13 protein-coding genes are annotated in these 22,086 nt (G+C 56.0%); 10 read left to right on the top strand and 3 right to left on the bottom strand.

The features are described 5' to 3' along the window. Positions 1 to 451 precede the first annotated feature (451 nt). Together HMPREF2981_RS05385 and HMPREF2981_RS05380 are read left to right on the top strand one after the other, a co-directional pair. Complete coding sequence (locus HMPREF2981_RS05385; RefSeq protein ID WP_141756668.1) at positions 452 to 2,053, top strand: MATE family efflux transporter; 1,602 nt, start codon at positions 452 to 454, stop codon at positions 2,051 to 2,053. A gap of 484 nt (positions 2,054 to 2,537) precedes the next feature. Beyond that, positions 2,538 to 3,998: an MATE family efflux transporter gene (locus HMPREF2981_RS05380; RefSeq protein ID WP_246825331.1), complete on the top strand. Its 1,461-nt coding sequence runs from the start codon at positions 2,538 to 2,540 to the stop codon at positions 3,996 to 3,998. A 45-nt stretch (positions 3,999 to 4,043) separates the two neighbouring features. On the opposite strand, the gene nadE is transcribed toward HMPREF2981_RS05380, so the two are convergent. Further along, complete coding sequence (gene nadE / locus HMPREF2981_RS05375; RefSeq protein ID WP_070661432.1) at positions 4,044 to 4,874, bottom strand: ammonia-dependent NAD(+) synthetase; 831 nt, start codon at positions 4,872 to 4,874, stop codon at positions 4,044 to 4,046. 250 nt (positions 4,875 to 5,124) lie between these two features. Between nadE and HMPREF2981_RS05370 the strand changes: the two genes are divergently transcribed. Then, entirely contained in the window at positions 5,125 to 5,595 is a 471-nt protein-coding gene (locus HMPREF2981_RS05370) for a DUF4870 domain-containing protein (RefSeq protein WP_070661429.1), read from the top strand. 345 nt (positions 5,596 to 5,940) lie between these two features. On the opposite strand, the gene HMPREF2981_RS05365 is transcribed toward HMPREF2981_RS05370, so the two are convergent. Together HMPREF2981_RS05365 and HMPREF2981_RS05360 are read right to left on the bottom strand one after the other, a co-directional pair. Next, positions 5,941 to 9,549 (bottom strand): S8 family peptidase, encoded by a 3,609-nt coding sequence (locus HMPREF2981_RS05365; RefSeq protein ID WP_070661425.1) that lies wholly within the window; start codon positions 9,547 to 9,549, stop codon positions 5,941 to 5,943. 157 nt (positions 9,550 to 9,706) lie between these two features. After that, on the bottom strand, positions 9,707 to 13,648 hold the full coding sequence (locus HMPREF2981_RS05360; protein WP_070661422.1) for a S8 family serine peptidase: 3,942 nt from the start codon (positions 13,646 to 13,648) through the stop codon (positions 9,707 to 9,709). 273 nt (positions 13,649 to 13,921) lie between these two features. Between HMPREF2981_RS05360 and HMPREF2981_RS05355 the strand changes: the two genes are divergently transcribed. From HMPREF2981_RS05355 to HMPREF2981_RS05325, 7 genes are all read left to right on the top strand, one after another. Continuing rightward, positions 13,922 to 14,608 (top strand): DUF4870 domain-containing protein, encoded by a 687-nt coding sequence (locus HMPREF2981_RS05355; protein ID WP_246825329.1) that lies wholly within the window; start codon positions 13,922 to 13,924, stop codon positions 14,606 to 14,608. 123 nt (positions 14,609 to 14,731) lie between these two features. After that, positions 14,732 to 15,289 carry a DUF4870 domain-containing protein gene (locus HMPREF2981_RS05350; protein ID WP_070661420.1) on the top strand — a complete coding sequence of 186 codons (558 nt, stop codon included), beginning with the start codon at positions 14,732 to 14,734 and terminating at the stop codon, positions 15,287 to 15,289. A 56-nt stretch (positions 15,290 to 15,345) separates the two neighbouring features. After that, positions 15,346 to 15,834: a DUF4870 domain-containing protein gene (locus HMPREF2981_RS05345; RefSeq protein ID WP_070661417.1), complete on the top strand. Its 489-nt coding sequence runs from the start codon at positions 15,346 to 15,348 to the stop codon at positions 15,832 to 15,834. Positions 15,835 to 16,124: 290 nt separating this feature from the next. Continuing rightward, positions 16,125 to 17,411 (top strand): adenylosuccinate synthase, encoded by a 1,287-nt coding sequence (locus HMPREF2981_RS05340; RefSeq protein WP_013398350.1) that lies wholly within the window; start codon positions 16,125 to 16,127, stop codon positions 17,409 to 17,411. Positions 17,412 to 17,523: 112 nt separating this feature from the next. Continuing rightward, complete coding sequence (locus HMPREF2981_RS05335; RefSeq protein ID WP_070661414.1) at positions 17,524 to 18,018, top strand: DUF2087 domain-containing protein; 495 nt, start codon at positions 17,524 to 17,526, stop codon at positions 18,016 to 18,018. Positions 18,019 to 18,125: 107 nt separating this feature from the next. After that, the gene (locus tag HMPREF2981_RS05330; protein WP_070661411.1) at positions 18,126 to 19,160 is read left to right on the top strand and encodes a magnesium and cobalt transport protein CorA; all 1,035 of its coding nucleotides are present in this window, start codon (positions 18,126 to 18,128) and stop codon (positions 19,158 to 19,160) included. Between the two features lie 261 nt (positions 19,161 to 19,421). Then, the gene (locus HMPREF2981_RS05325; RefSeq protein ID WP_070661407.1) at positions 19,422 to 22,058 is read left to right on the top strand and encodes an HtaA domain-containing protein; all 2,637 of its coding nucleotides are present in this window, start codon (positions 19,422 to 19,424) and stop codon (positions 22,056 to 22,058) included. Positions 22,059 to 22,086: the final 28 nt, after the last annotated feature.

Raw genomic sequence — 22,086 nt, 5'->3', positions numbered from 1 at the left:
AACGGCTTGAGCCGATCCATCAATCAGAATGTAGCTGACGAGGATCGCTTGAGCCGTTCCTACTATCTCGTAGAACAGCACCTGCCTCACCGCCTTTCCACCCTAAGAGTCATCACGGGGGGTATATTTCATAGGATGTTCCGTGTGCTCTTACCCCGGTGAAAAGGGTTATTTCAACTTTACTGTATGTTTTTCGAAGAAAGTATTTTTCTTAAATACTTGTGGTCAAAAAGGCTCTTTATTCACATAAAGAGCCTTTTTGCGTGGGAGATGAGAGAGGGAGGCCGGAGAGAGTCGGGAGGAAAAGCAGCGGGAGGAAGGGCTTACTTCTCAACAGGAAACGGGTACAATAGAGTCCCCTGCCCGCATCGGCATGTAGCGCTGACCGATATTACCTGAGCCATGCCGCCCCAGAGACGGGCGTGCTCCACAGACCAAGAAACGCATCTTCATGACACATAAACCTAAACATGCCCTGCCCGAAAATACCGGCGCGGTAGACAAACCCAACGCAGCAGTAAAACTTGGCACAGTAGCACCGTCCGAGGCACATCCACCTGTCACCGGTGCAGTCCCGGCGGTGACAGGCACCATGCCCTCCACCACTGGCGCCATCCCGGCTGTGCCCACACCTGATACAGGCCCCGGGACGCCCAATATGGACGATCCCAAAAATATCTACCTGCTCAAAGATGCCCCCGTTTTCACAGCGCTTCTTTCCCTGGGTATCCCCATGGCAGCAGGGCTGGCGATCACCAGCATTTACAACGTCATTAACTCCTACTTTGTGGGGCACTACGGCACCGTCGAAGAGCTCGCCGCCACCGGATATGGCGTACCTGTTTTCGGTATCATCATGGCGATCGCGGGTGTGTTCGGTTTGGGCTCATCAACCCTGGCGTCGCGTCTGCTGGGCGAAGGCAATGAGACACGTATTCGCAATGTGACCTCATTCGCCCTGTACTCCGCGCTCACCTGCGGTGTGGTGGTCGCCATTGCCGGGTTCCTGTTCGCAGACCCGATTACCGGCCTGATGGGCGCCTCCGGAGCATCCTTTGAACCGACCAAAACCTTCGTGCACCTGCTCTTTTTGGGTGCGCCGTTTTCGGTCGGCATGTTTACCCTGGAACAGCTGGTGCGTTCTGAAGGTTACGCCAAACAATCCATGTACGGCATTATCTGGGGCGTCGTCATCAACTCAATTTTCGATGTTCTGCTGATTGCGGTTCTCGGCTGGGGTATCGCCGGTGCCGGTTGGGCGATGCTCGCCGCAAACGCTGCATCCATGGTGTACTACCTGCAGTTCCTTATTCGCAAGAGCACCAACTTCTCCTGGAAACCCGGCGATTTTGTGATCGCCGGCGACATTATTAAACCCGTGTTCGCCGTGGGTGCCGCCGAACTGATTCAGAGTGCAAACCTGACCGTTTCCGCGCTGGTGCTCAACAATATTGCGGCAGGATACGGTGACGATTCTGTGGCCGCCTTTGGGCTGGCGATGCGCCTGAACATGGTACCTGAAATGCTGTGTATGGGTATTTGCATGGGAGGTATTCCGCTCTTCGCCTACGCCTACGGTGCTCGCAATCGAGACCGCGTGCGTTCGGCCCTGAAAACCGCCGCAATGGTATCGGTGGCAACCTCCATTATCTTCACCATTCCCGTCTTGATATTCCGTCGCCAGCTTCTTGAGCTCGTGGGCGACTCCTCGCTGGTCGCCACCGGCGAGAAAGTACTGGTCGCGCTCATGCTTGCCGCCGTGTTTAATGCCGTGAGCATCGTGTTCGTCTCGTGGTTCCAGGCCGCCGGTAAAGGCCTGCCCGCCACGCTCATGACCCTGGGCATTGCCCTGCTTTTCTTCCCCGCAGTCATCTTCGGCAATATGTGGTTCGGATTCGACGGCCTCACCTGGGCGTTCCCCTTCACCCAGATCTCGGCGTGCGTGCTGGGCGTGATCCTCTTCTTCGCAACCGGCGGTACTAAGGTGAAGGATGCGCCCGCATCGGGCACCCCCGAGCACGGCGTGACCGAGATTAAGGTTGAGTCTGAGTAGCGGGTCTGCACTTTCTTCATTCGCACCCGTGAAAACGCTCTGACCTGAGTGTATGCCCGAAGCGTTATATAGCGGTGACCCCTGGAAACAGAGTTTCACCGCTATATAACGCTTTTGGTATATATCGGGTAAAGCAGCTTGAAATAATATGCTCAAAACCGCATATAAGGTTCTGCCGTGCAGCGCAGTATCAGAAGTTATTCCGTCATGGAACGACCTGCATATGCCCCACACGGGCACAGCCGTGTATGATAAGCGAGGCGGCAGCCCCGCACTCAGGGGGAGCCAACCGGTTATATGCGTTTACCGGCATATAAGGAAAAACTTGCGGTATCGGCGCCATGTGAGGTTATTGCATGGCACGTACATATGCCGCAGGATTATTCCAGACTGGGTATATGCCCTTGTCAGGCTTATATGCCTATACCCCATGTGTTCGCACGCCGCCTACGTTCACCGACCATTACCCATAAGGAGGTACACCATGCCCCAGGCCGAGCATCTCGGTGTACCCGAAACACAGGTTGCCGGGGATACCGCATCGACGGCGAGTGCAGACGAGCTTTCCCGCGAAGTGCTTCATCAAAACAACCTGAGTGAAGATTCTCGAAACATTTACTTCCTCAAAGATGCCCCGGTGATGCGCGCCCTGCTTGCCCTAGGTATCCCTATGGCAACCGGGCTGGCGATCACCGCCATCTACAACGTGGTGAATTCCTATTTCGTGGGGCACTTTGGCACGGTTGAAGACCTTGCCGCGCTTATCTTCGGGTTTCCGGTGGTAGGCGTCATTACCGCGCTGGCTGGGCTTTTCGGGGTGGGCGCATCCACTCTCACGGCACGATTGCTGGGCGAGGGCAACACCGAACGCATTCCCGCAGTTACCTCTTTCGCCGTCTATGCTTCTCTAATCTTCGGCGTAGGGCTGGCGGTAGCGGGGATCTTTTTCGTTGATCCGCTCACTCGGCTGATGGGTGCCGGTGGTGCCACCTATGAACCGACTCGCTGGTTCGTGACCGTGCTGTTCCTTGGCGCCCCGCCCTGGATGTGCATGTTCACACTGGAACAACTGGTGCGCGCCGAAGGGTACGCCAAACAATCCATGTACGGCCTGCTATGGGGAGTACTCGCCAACCTCGTGCTGGATGTGCTGCTCATCGGCGTTTTTCATATGGGCGCGGCGGGCTCTGGCTGGGCTCTCATGGGGACAAACGTCGCCTGCATTATCTACTACATGCTGTTTCTGACCGCGAAGAGCAAGAATTTTTCGTGGTCGCTCAAGGATTTCACGCTCTCTGCCGACGTGCTTAAACCCGTGCTATCGGTAGGTTCCTCGCAAATGGTATCGAGCCTTTTCCTCGTTGTCTCGGCCCTGGTGCTCAATAACCTGGCGGTTAAATACGGCGATGCGGCGGTCGCCTCTTTCGGCGTTTCGATCCGTCTGATTATGGTTCCGCAAACCCTGTGTACGGGTATCTGCATGGGCAGTATTCCACTTTTTGCTTATACCTACGGTGCGGGGAATCGGGAGCGTCTGCGCGCCGCGCTCAAGGTCGCGGTGCTGCTCTCGATCGGAACCTCGGCGATATTCTCGATTCCGGTCTGGGCGTTCCGCGACTGGGCGCTATATCTTGCGGGCGGACCCAGCATCATCACGACGGGGGACCAGGTACTCACCGCCCTGCTTTTCTCAACCGTTTTCTATGCGTTAGTAATGCTGCTCGTCGCCTGGTTCCAAGCCTGCGGTAAAGGCGTGGCGGCAGTAGTTTTGACCGCGAGCGTGGGCGTTTTCTTTTTCATCACGGTCTTCGCGGGCGATACACTTTTTGGATTTACCGGCCTCACCTGGGCGTTCCCTGTCACGCAGATGGGATCGTGCGCGCTCGGGGTGGCGCTGTTTTGGGCGAGCGGGCGCACGCGCATCCGGCAGCTTGAAAAAGCGTAAGCACAGAATAAGCCGCCGGGCGACGAACCTCACCCAAAGATTACGCTATTTCCACCACGTATCGGTGATACCCACCGGAACCGTGCGCTTATGCCGACTGCGCAGGTAGATGCTCTCTAGTTTCTCGGCAACAGCGGGGTCAATCTCTTTACCCTCCAGGTAGTCGTCAATCTGCGGGTAGGTGATGCCGAGCTCGTCCTCATCGGTGCGCCCGGGGATACCGTCAAGCAGGTCGGCTGTCGGCGGCTTAGCCCACAGCCGCTCGGATGCGCCCAGAACCCTCAGAAGCAGCTGATTCTGCCGCTTGTTCAGCCCGGAAAGCGGCAGTATATCCGCTCCTCCGTCGCCGAACTTCGTGAAGAAACCGGTCACGGATTCCGCCGCGTGGTCGGTTCCGACGACCAGCAGAGACGGGTCGCCAGCGAGCGCATACTGGGCGATCATGCGGGCACGCGCTTTAATATTTCCCTTGTTGAAGTCGCTGATAGGCGTACCCACGGCAGCCGTGTATGCGGAGTCGAAGCCATCGACCGCATCCGCAATATTGAAGGTGACGGTGCGGTCGGGGGCGATGAATTCGAGGGCTTTTTGTGCGTCTTCTTCGTCGACTTGGGTTTTATAGGGCAGGCGTACCGCCATGAACTGCGCCCGGTATCCTTCAGCGTTGAGTTTTTCGCTGGCGAGCTGGCAGAGCCTGCCTGCCAGTGTGGAATCGATGCCGCCGCTAATGCCGAGCACGAATCCGTGGGTGCCGGTCGCTTTCGCGTAGTCGCAGAGGAACTGTACGCGCCGCTGTACTTCCTCACGCGCCTGTTCTTCGGTCATATTGGGATGAACACCCATCTGTGCCACGATTTTTTCCTGAAGTTCACGCATATTTCTAGTGTACGCGGGCGCCGTCTTGCTGAGGGAACGAAAGATAATGCAGCTAATCTAAAAGGTTCATCGAATCTTTTGCTCTAAAGACCTAATTTGCCGTTGTTTTTAGTCTAGAAATACTACAAAGTGTCGCGATGTATAAAACAGGCGGAACTATTTGCATTTTTGTTAACCTAGGGTAGGTTCACCGAATATTCTGTGAGCCTCACACATCGCACCGATAGACCTCGAATGAAAGTACACTATCATGAGCCAACAGAACTTTGACCCCAATCAATATGGTCAACAGCCCGCACAGGGTATGCCTCAGCCGGTCTTGGGACAGGCGCCAGATGCGCAGAGCAAGGCAACACTCGCACATATATCCGTTTTTCTCACCTGGATCGTCACGCTTATTATGTGGTCGATCTATAAGGATAAGCCCGGATACGAGGTTGTTAAACGTGCCGCAGCGCGTGCCTTCAACGTCTCGATTACTATTTCGATTGCAACGATTGTGGGTCTGATTATTCCCATTATTTTGGTCGCAGTTGCTGTAGCTGGGGACAACCGTGGGCTCGCGGTTGTAGCCCTTATTCTCATGGTGGTTGTGGCAATCGTTGTTGGTATATGGGGGATCGCTGGTGTCGTATGCCACATTATTGGCGCGGTGAAGGCCAATGCGGGAGAGACGGATTATAAGTACCCGTTGCCCGCCTTGAAGATCTTGAAAGATTAGTAAAGCCTAGAGCATAGACTTTCAGAGTCGATAACAATACCCCTGCAGTGAGACGCTCCTTTGATAAACCTGGAGCTTTCTGCTGCGGGGGTATTGCTTCATCATTTGGGATAACCTATCGAGTGAAACCGGCTTACAAAATGTCCCCAAAACTTCATACACATAGGCACGGACAAGGCTTTATACCAGTATCGGAATATAAGAATATGCTCTCGATTCCCCCCCCCCCACTGCCGGAGGAACCGAGAGCATATTCGTGATCGGTTATATACCGTGTGGACTATATACCGGAATCGGTATACAGCCAGGTCAGCGTGCTAACACATAGTTGGCGTATTCCGCACGCTATTTCGGCAAAGACGTATCTGTCTTTGGAGATTCCGTGGGCTCTGACGGACCTGGCAGTGAGCTATCCTTCGGGGATTCCGTGGGTTCTGACGGACCCGGTAGCGAGCCATCCTTTGGAGATTCCGTAGGCTCTGACGGACCTGGCAGACTGCTCTGCTGCTCGCTCAGCGGAACCACCTGGGCGCGTTCACCGGCTGCTCCATTCTGACCGCTCAAATCGCCGGTACCGTTGTGCAGGTGCAGGAAGAGCGCCGAAGGCTTCTCGCCCTCAACGCGGTGCACCTTCACCTCGCCGCCGTTACGGTCGGCAAAGAGACCCGGAACACCCGCGCTCTCACCCTCGAACCATACCTTCGGTGCGAACGGGTTGAAAGAGATCTTCTCAGTGGCATCAACATATTCGCCGCCAGCCTTCGCATTGCTCCACGTGTTCGTCGAAACCGCATAGTCAATGCTTGAAGCCGTGTCAGCTGTCAAACCCAGATCCTTGAGCGGCACACCCAGCACCATCACGTTTGTATCCATGATGTTCGTGTCGGTATCGCCCCAGGCGCCATTAAGCGGGTACCGGTTGGTTATTTCCCAGGTATCCCCACTCGCCTTCCACACCTTCACGAGCGGGTAATCCAGACCCTTTTCGGGCCCCACCTCAAGGTTGTAGTCGGGCTTACCGTCACGGTTGGTGTCGAGCGTTACCTGAAGCTGACGTCCCGGGTGCATGGAATCCCAAATACCCCAGGTCGAAATACCGAAGTAGATCTTACCGTCGTTCGGATTCTGCCCGGCTGCCTTGAGCGCCGGGGCATCCGAGGCGGCACCTACATACTGCAGATCCATGCTCTGACTTGAGGGAAGATCCAAATTCTCGGTGGGGATGCGCGGGCTCGCAGCCCCCAGCTCGAAGGCTCCCATCATGGACCGGTAGCCGCCCTGGTCCACATCCTGCCCGGCGAGTTTGACGGTGGTTTCGGTGGCTTTACCATTCTCAAACTGAATCTCGGAGCCTTGAACCTTCATCGTAGAGATAGGCTTCGGTGCCGCATGAACGGGCAGGCGTATAAGCTCCTCCCTGTCGTCCTGGTTCGCATCCCTCAAGAGTATGCGGCCGGAGACGCTCGCAATATACTGACGTTTGCCCGAGATAATAGGCTGGTACTGCCCATTAACATAGGCCATGGCAGTTTGCTCTTTCTCCAGGGTGGGATCAATGGTCTTTTCCAGGAAGGGGGTGTAGGTCGAGAAAGTGATAGGAACTTTTACGGTCTCGCCCGGTTCGACCGTCACCAAGGGCGGTACCCACGGACTTGAACCAGGGATTTCGGGACCATACTGGTACGAAAGCTCGTAGGTGTGAGCCACCGAATCCATATTCCGCACGACAATATTGCGGGTTACGGTATGGTCTTCACCATCGAGGGGATATTCGAGAACGCCGAATGATAGGGAAACCCGCTCGGGATTTTCCTCATCATAGACCAGAACCTTCGCGTTGACCGCCTTCTTAGCGTTCACGAAGCCAGACCCCATACGATCAACAGCGTATTTAGACCCTGCATTGTTGGTGAGATTGGTGTCTGCGCTGTTCATGATCGCAGCCTTCACCATTGCCGGGGTATAGTCTGGATGCGCCTGCATCACCTGCGCGGCAATGCCGGAGACATGCGGTGCCGCCATTGAGGTTCCGGTGTTGTAAACCCCTTCGGTGCCCTGGCCGACTGATGCCGAAAAAATATCGACTCCCGGTGCAGCAACATCGGGTTTGATGAATCCTTCGGTGCCGTGCTGGCCGCGAGAACTCATAGAATTGAGGCCGAATTCGAGCCTAGTAGGAATATGCGTTGCCTTCTTATAAGCCTCATTCGCTTCAACCTTGAAAGTTCCGGCCTCCACGTAGGGTTTTATGTCTGCGGCGAAGGCGGTGTTAATGCGGAACCCGGGGATTGTGGCGTTACCGCCAAATCCTTGCTGGGCAGGATAGTCCTTGAGGACGAGCAGCACGCCCGTGCCACCCGCCTGGGCAACATGATCGAAACGTTCGGCGGAAGTGCACTCGACCTTGTAGCTGTAGTCTACCTCCCAGTCGAGCATCACCCATTTACCCTTGATCTTTTCAGCTTCTTCAGGGGTGAAGGGCTTACAGCCGTCATGGTTGCGTTCGGGCGCGAGGGTTACATAGCCGGTGAGCTTATCGGCAGGTGCCTTATCGAGGGGGAAATTGAGTGAATAGTCACCGTCAATAAACTTAAAGTCCCTAAAGATGCCGTCAATAAAATCAAGGGGAATTCCGTTTTCGGGGCTGACAATTTTGAGCTGATCAGACACGCTCATAGTGCCATTGGCGTTCGCAACCGAAATGCTGGATGCGGCGTTGGCGGGGCTGCCCGAATCCGAGTAGGTATCGCCCACGCCGTTGAACTCATTAGCGTTACCCGCCGCCGTGACGGTGAGAATACCTTGCTGCGCGAGGGAATCCACCATAGCGGAGTCAGGGTCATCAGCCGGAGAAAATTCGCTGCCGAGGGACAGGTTGATGATATTGGCGCGATCCGAGAAGTCGCCGTCCTCATTGGGGTCTAGGGCACGGTCGAGCCCCTGCATCACCACGTTTGAGCTGCCCTGGCATCCGAACACGCGGATGCTCAGCAGCTGCGCCTTGGGGGCGGAACCGGGACCGATCTTCATGTTCTTGAGATCGTTTTCGGTGAGTTTGGAGTAGTCGCCGCGGAAGGTACTGCCGTCGGCATTCACCCCGTACCCCGCCGCGGTACCTGCCACGTGGGTGCCGTGCCCGCCGGTTCCATACCCTTCAGGACGGCAGTCGAGCGGATTATTATCGGGCTTAGGGGTCGAACCCGCGTCGAGAGCGTTGTAGTCATCCCCCACAAGGTCGATACCGCCAACCACTTTGGACCGGTCGATAAGCCCGGACTCGGCATCGGGCAGGTCCGTCAGAGTCTTGGCCTTTTCGTAGGCTTCTTTCGTGCCGGGACCGCCAAAGTCGGTGTGGGTGTAGTCAATCCCGGAATCGACCACAGCGATCTTGACGCCCTTACCGGTGTACCCGGTGCTTTCGGCCCAAGCCTGCACGGCCTTAGAGTCTATATCGCTATAAGCATTCATGCTCTTCTTCGCCACAATGGGGGTGATGCGCTCAACATCATCCCGCCCGGCAAGAGAACGGATTTTCTCAGCATTGCCGTGCAGGGCTACGCCGCGCATCGTATTGTGCACGGTATAACGTATTTCTGCACCGGAATCCTGAGCCGCTTGGCGAGCCTGATTCTCGACCTGATCCTTGATAGAGGTGGCCTCACCCTGCTTCTTAACGGGTTCCTGCTTATTGTGCAGAACCTCGTCGGGCTGGGTCTGCTCGTAGGCACCCTGACCCTTGAACTTAACGAAGACGAGCACATCTCCCTCCGCCTTTTTCATGGTGGGGGAGAGCGCATCTGAACTCTGCGGTGTGGGGGTTGCGACATACTGCCCGTTTTCGTTGATACCGCCCGGGTTTATATCTGCACTGGCAGGCGTGCCAAGCGCTAACAGAATACTTGTCGCGGCGGCAAGGCACCCTAAGGCGCCTCGTCTGCGATAATTCGGAGGCATATCATACTCCTTGATCCTTTGAAGGTAACAATGTACAGATGATGCGGAGTGAATATGTGTTAACCCTCGTAAGAAGCGGGGATACGCCCGAAAAGGTAGGATTTTCCCACCTTCTCGGGCGAAAACCGCTGCTCGCGGGGTGGATTAGGGGGAGGGGCTAACCCTCAGCCTTGAGCACGCCCTGGTTGTAGCGGTACAGGAACGCCGCCATCGCATCGCGGTGGATAGGCTCCAACGGGCGGTAGGTTTGATCCGGCCACCCGGTCGTCACCTTCTGCGCGGCAAGCCACTCGATCTCGCGGTAGAACATGCTGTTCGGGGCAACATCCTTAAACGTGGGCTTATCCGGTGCCGTGAAGGCCGGGCTGCCCGCGTACCGGTAGAAGAACGCCGCCATCGCATCGCGGTTAACCGCATCCTGCGGGCGGAAGGTACCATCCGCATACCCCGTCGTCAGCCGCTGCGCCGCAAACCACTCAATCTCCTTGTAGAACTGGTCGCCGGGAGCCACATCCTTGAACGTGGGCGTGCTCGGCGCGGTGAACTGCGGCGAACCCGCTAAGCGGTAGAAGTACGCCGCCATGGCGGCACGGCTCGTATTCTCGGCGGGACGGAACGAACCATCCGGATAACCGGTCGTGATACGCCGCTGCGCCAGCCAAGCGATCTCGGTGTAGAACATATCGCCCTCCTTCACATCCGTGAAGCGCGGGGCAGAAGGGGTCTCCGTGCTCTGCTCGCTCACCGGAAGCACCTGGGCGCGCTCGCCGCTTGCACCCTGGGAACCCGAGAGGTCCCCGGTGCCGTTGTGCAGGTGCAGGAAGAGAGCCTTAGCCGAACCCGCATCCGAGGCGCGGTGCAGCGTCAGCTCGGTGGTGGGGGCATCCGCGAAAATCCCGGGGATGCTCGACTCGGTACCGCTGAACCACACCTTCGGGGCGAAGGGGCTGTAGGTAATCCAGTCGGTCTGGCTGACGTTCTCCCACTCGTACTGGGTGATGGAATCAACGCTGTAGCGAATCTGCGGGGCGTTTTCGGCCGTCAACCCCAGATCCTTCAGGGGTACGCTCATGATGAGTGTGTTTGTGTCCATCATGTTTGTATCGGTATCGCCCCAGGCGCCGTTGAGCGGATAGTAGGCGAGGTGCTCCAAAGACCCGTTTTTGTAGCCCATCAGGCGCACGATCGGGAAGTCCAACCCTGCGGAACGGTCGGTTTTGAGCACATAATCGGCGCGGTTATTGCCGTCCGTATCAATATTGACCGTGAAGGTGTTTTCCTCAGAGATCACATCCCAGTTCCTCCACGTGCTGATGCCGAAGGAAAGCGTGCCTTCGTTCGGGTCTTTGCCCGCATCCTTGAGCGCGGGCGCGCTCGAGGCCGCACCCACATGCTGCAGGTTCGCCTTCATATCGCTGCTGACCCACAGGTTGCTCGGGTTAACACGATTCACCGATGCGCCCCACTCGAAGGCCCCCAGCAGGGAGCGGTATCCGCCCTGGTTCAGCTCGGTGCCCTCTAATGTGACTCGCGTCTGGGAGGAGCCAGCGGGAACCTGCACGTTATTGCCCGCAACCTTCATGGTCGAAACCGGTTTGGGCGCTGCATGCAGGGGAACGCGCAGGGTTTGGTCGCCTTCGGTCAGCTTAATACGCCCGGATTCGGAGGCGATAAACTGCCGTGCCTGCTCGGGAACCACAGTCTTACCCGTATTCACATCGATGGAGGACTGGGTCTTTTCCATCGCCGGGTCCATAGTTTTCTCCAAGCGTGCAGGGTCGATCGTGACCTTCACCTGGAAATTCTTCTTCTCACCCGGCTGAACCGTAATGCTGGAAGGCATCGAGAATTCAACACCGGGCATATCGGTGCTTCCCGCATAGGAAATCGAGTAGGTGTGCGCCTTGGAATCGAAATTCTCAACCGTCATCTCGCGGGTGAGCGACTGCTGACCCGCATCTGCCGCATATTCCAGCACGCCAAAAGTCTGCGAGACCTGCTCGGGACGGTCCGCGTTGTACAGAAGTACGCGGGTATCGACGGCAGCCTTCGCATCGATGCGCCCTGAACCCACGCGATCCACCGCGTAGGTATGCCCAGCGGCATCGTGCAGGTCATGATCTGCGCTGTTCATCATCGCCGCCTTGATCTGAATCGGCGAATAATCCTGATGCGCCTGCAACACCTGCGCCGCCACACCGGAGGCAAAGGGCGCAGACATCGACGTACCCGTGTACTGAATCGAGCCCGTTCCGGTACCCACGGCGGCAGAGGAAATATTATTCCCCGGTGCAGCGAGATCGGGCTTCGTGTACCCGTACGAGCCGTGGAACCCGCGTGCGCTCGAGGTTGTCAGCTCATCAAATTTACCGCTCTGAACGCGCAGACCACCCTTGAGGTCTTCGCCCAGGCGAATCTCTAGGGTGCCAGCCTGTGCAGTCTCGCGAACCTTATCGGATGCGCTCTTCGCCACCCTGAAGCCCGGAATAGTTTCGTTCCCGGCGATCCCCAGTTCGGCGCGCTCTTCCTGGGAGGACAGGACGACGCCTTTAGCGCCAGCTTTCTCAGCATTGTCGAAACGGACTTTCGAGCCGCACGAAATAGTGCCGTCTTCGTTCGCCCACTCGATAAAGACCCACCGATCCTTGAGCTTGGCGGAGTCTTCGGCGCTGAATGCCTCACACCCGAACTTATTCGATGCGGGCGCCGCAACGACTTGACCCCGCAGGGTCTCTTCGGAGGCTTTCGAATAGTTGTAGTCCACCGAATAGTCGCCCGGAATCTTCCCGGCAATCTGGCTGGGGGCAAGAATCTGCGCCGCATCCATGGTGTAGGTTGAACCCACAGAGTTCGCCACCGTCAGCGCCGAAATGGCATTCGCGGGCTGGCCAGAGTTCGAGTAGGTATCGCCTGCACCGTTGTATCCGTTCGCGTTACCCGCCGAGACAACGGCGAGCACACCCTGGCGGAACAGCGTTTCGACGGCGTAGGATTCTGGGTCATCTTCGGGCGAGAACTCGCCGCCAAGAGACATGTTTACCACCTGGGCGCGGTCTGAGAAATCGCCGTCGCCGTTGGGGTCGAGCACCTTATCGAGAGCCTGACCCACCAGGTTGGTGGCGCCGCTGCACCCGAAGACGCGGAAGCTGTACAGCTGGGCATCCGGTGCAGAACCGGGGCCGATCTTCATCTCGCCCAGTTTCTCAGGTGTCAGCGTGGAGTAATCGCCGCGGAAGGTCTTGCCCTGCGCATCCACGCCCCAACCAGCCGCAGTACCCGCCACGTGGGTGCCGTGTCCGCCGCTGATGCAGTCGATAGGGTTGTTATCGGGCACTGCCGTGTTCAGGCCGTTGTAGTCGTCACCGGCAAGATCGTACCCTCCTAAGAACTTCGCGGGGTCGTAGAGACCGGAGGATGCTTCCGGCATGTTGGTGAGTTTCGTGGCCTCGTCAAAGGCTTCTTTCGTGCCGGGCCCGCCAAAGTCGGCGTGCGTATAATCAATCCCCGAATCGATTACCGCAATCTTGATGCCCTTGCCGGTATACCCGGTGTTTTGCCGCGCCCAATTCTCGGCGGCCCCGGTATCGACGACGGAACCCGCATTTTGACGGTATTTCGGCACGATCGGGCTGATGCGCTCAACGTCCGGGCGGGACGCGAGATCACGAATCGCCTGGGCATCACCCATGAGCGCCACGCCCGGCATCACGTTATGGGTGGTGTATAGAACTTTTGCGTGCGATTCTCCCGCTACGGACTGCGCCTGTGACTCTACGCGGGTCTTGATCGCCTGCACCTGTGCCTGAGCGTTCACGGGTGCCTGTCTGTTCTGCAGAACCGCCCGCGGCTGGGTCTGCTCATAGGCACCTTGACCCTTGAACTTGACGTAGACCGGTATGGTGCCCTGCGCCTTTAGCATGCTGGGGGAGAGTACCTGCTGCTGCGTGTGCTGTTGTGAGGTTCTCAGGTCTGGGTCTTGCCCTCTCAACGGTGTCTCTGCTGCGTTGAGTGGTACCGCCGTGGAGGCGATAAGACCGAGCCCCAGAACCGCCGATAACCCGATGCGGGTACACGCCCGCCAGGTGTTGGTGGATGCCATGATGCTCCTTGTGTTTGATAGTGTCGAACCCGAGTCAGCACTTTTGGTAACTATGGTTCGGTGTGATATGCGAGCGCATCGCGTTTTAAAAAAACGATGTGTCTTGCACTATCAATTCTAAGAAGTTTTACTCTAAAGTTTTATCAAGGACACCAAAAATATTTATAAAATTTATACATAAATGTAAATTCTTTACTTCTATAGTTTATATATTCCCTCAAAACATCCGGTATTCGTGCCACAAAAATCTACCGTATAAATATGGTGCGCGCTATGATAAAAAGACCAAAAACACCGAATAAAAACCTTGTCGAAGCTGAGTTGCTCGTATCGTCGAGCACGGTAAGGATGCTGTGCCCGGCTCGCATGGAAGTCTGCATCAGACCCGACGGGGTGGGGCAGCAGCCTCAAGAATGGAATATTGTCATGAGTCAGCCAAATTTTGATCCCAACCACAACCCCTATCAGCAGAACCCGCAACCTAACCAGGGACAGTACCAACAGCCGTACCCACCAGGGCAGCCTATATATGTGACTCAACAAACCAACGATGTCAGCACGGTTGCCATGTGGGGACATCTTTCCGGGCTTTTAGGTGGGTTTATTATTCCACTCGTTATCTGGGCTATCTACAAAGATAAGCCCGGGTACGAACTGGCACGCCGCGCCGCCGCGCGGGCCTTCAATTTTGGGCTGACGGGATATCTTATTGTTCTTATCACCCTGCTGAGCGGGTTTGTCTATATTTTTACGATGGTCGTACCCGGTATGGCATCGACTAACGATCCGAGCACCGCTGTTTCCAGTGCCATGGGGATGTTCGCACCCATAACCCTCATGGTTCTGATAAGCTGCGTTGTTCAGATTATGATGATTATTTTCCAGATTATCGCCGCGGTTAAATCAAACTCTGGTGAAGACTATAAGTACCCTCTGCCCACTCTGCCTATCCTGCGATAGTACCGAGGCGACGGGCGCATCGGGCAGGGGCCTACCTCAATCCTTACCGAAGAAGAGCCGAGGTAAAACTCGTACACGAAACCACGAAACACAGAGACGACAACACACAGAACGGGTGAAAACATGAGCCAGTCAAACTTTGACCCCAACCAAGACCCCTACCAGCAGAATCCGCAGCCTAACCAGGGTCAGCAGCCATACCCGCCGGGATACAACCCACAGCAGCCGGGCCAAGGCTACCCACAACCGGGTTACGGGCAACCGGTCTATGTGATACAGCAGCCCACCGACGTTAACAACATGGCGATGCTCGCGCATCTTTCCGGGATTGCAGGATTCTTAATTCCGCTGATCTTCTGGGCGGTTTACAAAGACAAGCCCGGCTATGAGCGAGTACGCAGCGCCGCCGCACGAGCCTTCAACCTGGGCGTGACCATGGTTATCACTATTTTCAGTTCATTCCTGCTGCTGGTTCTGCTGATGGTAATATCCCTCATCATAGGGGCGCAAAGCCAATCCGGCGAGCCATTTATGCTGTTCTTTACAATGTTTCCCATACTGTGGCTTCTGATCGCAGGCTTGGGCGTTACCGCTGTCGTGTTCCACATTATCGGGGCGGTTAAAGCAAATTCTGGTGAGGACTACAAATATCCTCTCCCCACGATTCCCATGTTGCATTAAGGTAGGCGGCATATACTGTAAAACACAGCCCAACACGCTGCATTGAGGAGGTTCTTATGACCTACGACCCTAACTACAACAACGGACAACCGAACTACCAGAATCAGCCCGGTTATAACCAACAGCCGGGTCCGGGGTACAGCCAGCAACGGCCAGAATATAACCACCAAGGTATTACCCCGGACGCAAAAAACATGGCGATATTCGCGCACCTCTCATCGCTTCTCGCCATGCTGCTGTCGCTGAACACGCTGAGCTTCATAGCCCCGCTCATCTTCTGGCTCATCTACAAAGACAAGCCCGGCTATGAATTCACCAAAGAATCATCGCGCCGCGCCTTCAATTTCAACTTCTCCATGTGGGTTATTAACACCGCCGCATTCCTCCTGATGGTTATCACATTCTTCATCCTGTCTCCGATATGGTTTTTGGTGGTATCAGTCACCGGCATACTCATGATTATCTTCCACATCTTAGGCGCTATCGCGGCTAATCGCGGTGAAATGTACAACTACCCTATGACCTTCATCAAGATTCTCAAATAAGAAGGTTCATGCGGTACCTGGGGCATACACCCGGGCATAATTCATGGATGCGCGCTCGCGGCAGGTTGCCCCGGGCGCGCATCCTGTATGTTGGCCCTCCAAAGTGGCTTTTACCGCCGAATCACGGGGTTTACGCCGCAGAGACTCACGGAAAAGATGTGTTGCAACCGCTAAATAATAGATGCACCATCACAGGGGCGCGTTATGATTAACAAATGTGTGCCTAAGGGGTTTGAAGAACCCGCGCACGGCCGCCGAAACGGCGGGGAGTACATCCTAGAGGAGCAAGAATGTCAGCTGTTGTGATCGTGGGCGCCCAGTGGGGCGATGAAGGTAAAGGTAAGGCAACCGACCTGCTCGGACCCCGCGCGGACTACGTGGTCAAGCCGAACGGCGGCAACAACGCTGGGCATACCGTGGTGGTGAACGGCCAAAAATTTGAGCTTAAGCTGCTGCCCGCCGGCATTCTGAGCGAGAACGCAACCCCCGTAATCGGCAACGGCGTGGTGGTGAACCCGGAGGCACTTTTCTCTGAGATTGAGGGTCTGCAGGCGCGCGGCGCCGACACCTCTAAACTCAAGATTTCGGCAAATGCTCACCTGGTGGCACCGTACCACCAGACGATGGATAAGGTCACCGAACGTTTCTTGGGTAAGCGCGCGATCGGCACGACCGGGCGCGGTATTGGGCCTGCCTATATGGATAAGGTAGGGCGCTTAGGTATTCGTATGCAGGATATTTTGGATGAGTCGATTCTGCGGCAGAAGGTTGAAGGCGCGCTGCGGCAGAAAAACCAGCTGCTCGTGAAGGTCTATAACCGCCGCCATGTTGAGGTAGACGAAATCGTGGACTATTTCATGTCTTACGCCGAGCGGCTCAAACCTATGATCGTTGATACTACTCAGTTGCTCAATAAGGCACTTGATGAGGGTAAAACCCTGCTCATGGAGGGCGGCCAGGCGACCTTCCTCGACGTCGATCACGGTACCTACCCGTTCGTGACCTCCTCAAACCCGACCGCCGGGGGCGCCTGCGTGGGGTCGGGTGTTGGCCCCACCCGTATTTCTCGCGTGATCGGTATTCAGAAGGCATACACCACCCGCGTGGGTGCCGGTCCGTTCCCCACAGAGCTCTTCGATAAGATGGGCGATTTTCTGCGTACAACCGGCGGCGAGTTCGGCGTGAACACGGGGCGTCCGCGCCGATGTGGCTGGTACGATGCGGTGCTTGCACGCCAGGCGGTGCGCATCAACGGGTTTACCGACCTGTTTATTACCAAGCTGGATGTGCTCACCGGTCTTGAGAAGGTCCCCGTATGCGTGGCGTATGAGGTGGACGGCGTGCGCTTTGACGAAATACCGATGACACAGACCGATTTTCACCACGCGAAGCCGATTTACGAGTACTTCGACGGCTGGAACGAGAGCATTTCGGATGCGAAAACCCTGGACGAGCTGCCCGAGAACGCCCGCAAATATGTGCATAAGCTTGAAGAACTTTCCGGCTGCCGCATCTCGGCAATCGGCGTAGGCCCCGACCGCGACCAGACCATTGTGGTCCGTGACTTGATGGATTAGGTTCTTTTCTTCTCCCTCCCAGAAAAGGGCTCTTTATTCCAATAAAGCGGCGTTTTTAATGCTTTATTGGAATAAAGAGCCTTTTTACGTTGTAGGAATGATGCAGAATTAAATGATGGATAATGTGCAAAATATTTTGCCGGTGATAGCTGCACTGGCGAATGATGAATCCCGAGAAATGTATGCCAAGGTTATCGTGCAGGATGTGCCGAAAACGCCTAACTATCGTGATCGTAAACTGTTGGCGCGTCTTGAAGCAGTCAGGCTCATTGAGAAGTCAGAGGATGGGCTTTGGCAGGTTACCGAGGTATTCTCCGACTACTTGAGTCTTTTGAAATCCGCGAAAAACCAGGTAACAGATGATGTTGAGCGGTTTTTAGTCAAGGGACGAGTGCATACCTGGCCCTCACGTGCGCAGGATAAGAATGCTCTTTTGCGTTGGATTCTTCAAAAGAGTATTCCTGCCTCCGAGCAGTTTTCGGAGCGTGAGGTGAACGAGCGCATCAGGCAGTACACAGATGACCCTGCCTTGGTGCGTCGCTACGGCGTGGATCACGGAATACTTGAGCGGGACCCCGCAACTCAGATCTACCGGCGCATTCGATAAATCCCCTGCATAAAAAGAGCCTTTATTTGAATAAAGCGGCGAAAAATACTCTTTATTCGAATAAAGGCTCTTTTTAGCACCTGGGGGCCTACCCCTACACTTAACCTATGTCGTATGTAACCGGTGCTATTTATCCGCAGCAGGACCGCATCCGTATGGGGGTTACCCAGTCCGAGGCGCTTGATGCTTACCGTGAGGGCGGCGCAAGCGTGGCGCTCGGCTACATGACCCCGAACGCGCGGGAGCTGCGCGAGCTTCAGCAAACCTTTAACCTGCACGAACTTGCGCTCGAAGACGCCTCGCACGGGCATCAGCGCGCCAAACTTGAAAGCTACGAAGGCTCCCTGTTTGCGGTGGTACGCCCCGCCATCTACCTGGATGCCGAAGAAGAGGTGCGTCTAGGCGAGATGCACATGTTCTTGGGGCGTGACTACCTGCTGAGCATCGTGAACGATCAGATACATTCGCAGCAGGCAGTGTACGAACGCTTCAACCTGATCTACGCCACTCCGGACGGCTCGCCCATACGCCTGCTGCACCGCATCATCGACCAGACGGTAGACGGTTACATGCCGGTGCTCGAAGGGCTCGAAAACGACGGCGATGAAATTGAGGATGCGCTCTTCAAAGAAACCGGCGCCGGCGACCGCACACTGTCACGCCGCACCTACGAACTGCTCAACCAGGTTGCCGATTTTCAGCGTGCCTGCAAACCGCTCGATATGATGCTCGCGCGCATCATGCAGCAGATTCGTGACGGCGTACTTGACGTCAGCCCCTATACGGGTGCTACCGCAACCGAAATCGCGCAGGAGAAGGATGAGCTGCAACGGCAGTTCCGCAATATTCAGGATCACGTGGTGCAGGTTAAGGAGCGCCTAGAGGATCTGCGCACGTCCCTGCAGAATACGTTTACGGTGCACGATACGATTGTGGCGCAGCAGCAAAACGAAGATATGAAGCGTATTTCGGCGGGTGCCGCAATCCTGGTGGTGCCCACAATTATCGGGTCTATCTACGGTATGAACTTTGAGGATATGCCCGAGCTGAAGTGGACTTACGGATACCCGGCATCGCTCGTGCTCATGGTGGTTGCGTGTGTGGTGGTGTATCTCTTCTTTAAAAAGCGTGGCTGGTTCTAGCCGTAATATTAAGCATTTTAGAAGAGTATATTAAAAATATTCTCACGGTATTTAGTATTAGAAATATCGAATAAAATCTAGAGTTTTCGGTGGTCTGCATGTTGTCGTTAGCGCTCTATTGCAGCGAAGTGAGGGCATTGTAGTGTATGAACACTTTGTAGCGACAACTCGTCACAGAGTGGCGTTAAGCTCTTTTGTATTAAGGGTAGGATGTTGCTACATTAAGGGTGTCCTAACTCAATAGATCAACGAGGATTACACATGTCTTTCACGTTTGCATCACGCCAGCGCACCCTCAGACGCATCTGCGCACTCACTCTCGCAGGCACCATGCTCTTGCCCGCAACTCCGCTTTTGGCTGTGAACGCTCACGCCGATTCCGGTGTAGCGGTAGCCGCCGAACAGAACCAAAGCACCGGAAATATCACCTGGGGTATCAAAACCTCATTCCGCAACTACATCGGCGAACCGTACAAGGTCAGCGAAGGTGCAAGCTACAACTCCACCGACCTGTTCACCTTCCCCAACCAAGAAACCAAAGTTTCTGAGGACGGTAACCAAGTTTCACTTCAGGGATCCGGCAAAGTTCAATATATCTCGCACTGCGCCGACCGCAATAAACCCGAAGAATGCTCGTTGAACCTAACGCTCTCAAACCCGCGCATCGAGGTGGATGCGGCACAGGGCACCGGTACGCTCTACATGGTTGTGCGCACCAAAAATTACACCTCCGGGCAGTGGGAAGGACCCCACGAAATCCCGATGGCGAAGCTCTCGCTCAAGACCGCTCAGCAGAGTGAAAAAGACGGCGTTGTCACCTGGAGCAATGTTGCGGCTAATCTCACCGCCGAAGGTAATCACGCATTCTCGAACTTCTACGAAGACGGCGTGGGGCTGGACGCTCTCACCTTTTCGTATTCCGGTACTCAGGCGAAAGATGCCCAAAACAGCGGCTATAAACTGGGTGAGAGCCTGAACTCGGGTACCGATATTAATAATCCGCAAAATACCGTGCGCGCGGGCTCTTATCTTTTCTACGCGGCAGGTAAAAGCTTCGGCGGCGGGGCGGATGCACGCTACGCGGTCATCGACCCAAAGACTTTGCAGCAGACAGAGTCTGCAACCCTGCCGATGGGTTCCAGCGCGCACTTTGCCGCCAATCCCGCCACCGGCGATATCGTGTTTGTGAACGCGAATACTCGCGCCTTGGAGCGCTACCGGGTAGATGAATCCGGCAAGCTTGTATCTCAGGGTACTTTCGCGGGTGTCACCTTCAGCGAATCCGAAAATATTCTGGCGCTCGGTTACAACGAAGCGACCAACAGCTGGGCTGTGCTCACCGCCGATAGCAGCGGGCAGGCGCGGTACGTCAACGTCGCCTCTGATGGCACGGTGAAAGCGCAAACCGTCAAATCTCCGCTGGACTTTGACCCCTCGGTGGCACACGCCGATGACCTGAGCGAATATTATGGCGACGTTTTCACCGGAAGCACCCGCACGCTTGCGCCGCTGCCCGACGGCTCGTTCCTATACAGCCCCAATAAATCTGTGTACAACGAAGAGGGCAATAAGATTCAGAACGGTCAGCTGCTACATCTGAGTGCTCAGGGTATTTCGGTGGTTGAGCAAACCCAGCCCAAGGATGCGGAAGAGGCAGCCAGCCTCAACGGCCTGCTCACCACCCCGGACGGATACGTCTACCGGTGGAATAACTACGCCGCAAGCGCCAGTGCCGTGCAGGTTCTCAAGTACGATGGTTCTTCCTTCACAACGGTGCGCGAAAGCTCCACCGCGCCGCACGGTATGGGGGCGATCGCATCGTTCTTCACCGCTGGCGACAAGATTGTGGCAGTCGATTCCGCAAACGGCCGCCTGGTCTGGATGTCAAAGACCCTTGAATTTGATCACGATGTGCCGCTCTCTGACTTGCGTTCGACCGATAAGAGCGGGTCGTACAATGCGCTTGAGCTGCCGAATGGGGATATTATCTTCCCCACGATGGTTGAGAAGAATGACGGTCTGGAATCTAACCTGTGGCTCAACCGTCTGGTGAATACAGCTAAGACACCGGAACCCGAACAGCCGAAACCTGCTGACCCGGCCCCGGAACCAACCCCTGAACCGACGCAACCCACGCCCGAGCCCAGCAAACCGGCTGAAACACCGACTCCCGAGCCATCGGAAAGCTCCGAGGCACCAGCGCCTGAGCCTACCAAACCTGCTGACCCTGCTCCAACCCCTGAACCGAGTAAATCAGCTGACCCGGCCCCGACGGTCCCCGCACCGGAACCGTCGAAGCCTACCGAGCCAGAGCCCAGTAAGCCTGCCGAACCTGAGCCGAGTAAACCGGCAGAGCCCGCTCAGTCGTTCTCGGATGTGCACGAAGGCGATATGTTCTACCGCGAGATTACCTGGCTCGCCGGGCAGAACATCACAACCGGCTGGGTCGATGGCACGTTCCGCCCGCACGAAAGTATCGAACGTGAGGCTATTGCGGCGTTCTTCTATCGTATGTCCGGATCGCCCGAGGTACAGCTGCCGAAGGAATCCCCCTTTACCGACGTGAAGGAAGGCGACCCCTTCTACAAGGAAATCATCTGGTTCCAGCAGCAAGGTATTACAACCGGCTGGCCCGATAAGACTTTCCGTCCTCACGACCCCGTCAGCCGCGAGGCTATGGCCGCATTCTTCTACCGTTACTCTGGGAAACCGCCGGTTGAGGTGCAGAATGCGCCCTTCAAGGATGTTCCCGAACAGAACATGTTCTACCGTGAAATTGCCTGGCTGCATGACAGCAAGATTACGACCGGTTGGGATGACGGAACTTTCCGTCCCCACGAGAGCATCAGTCGTGAGGCTATGGCGGCGTTCCTGTACCGTTACGCACACCGTGGTTAATCCGTAACCGTGCTGGCTCCCCGCGCAC

This window comes from Rothia sp. HMSC069C01 (assembly GCF_001814655.1).
In the GTDB taxonomy this organism is placed as follows: domain Bacteria; phylum Actinomycetota; class Actinomycetes; order Actinomycetales; family Micrococcaceae; genus Rothia; species Rothia dentocariosa.
This window is presented reverse-complemented; position numbering and strand designations above follow the sequence as displayed.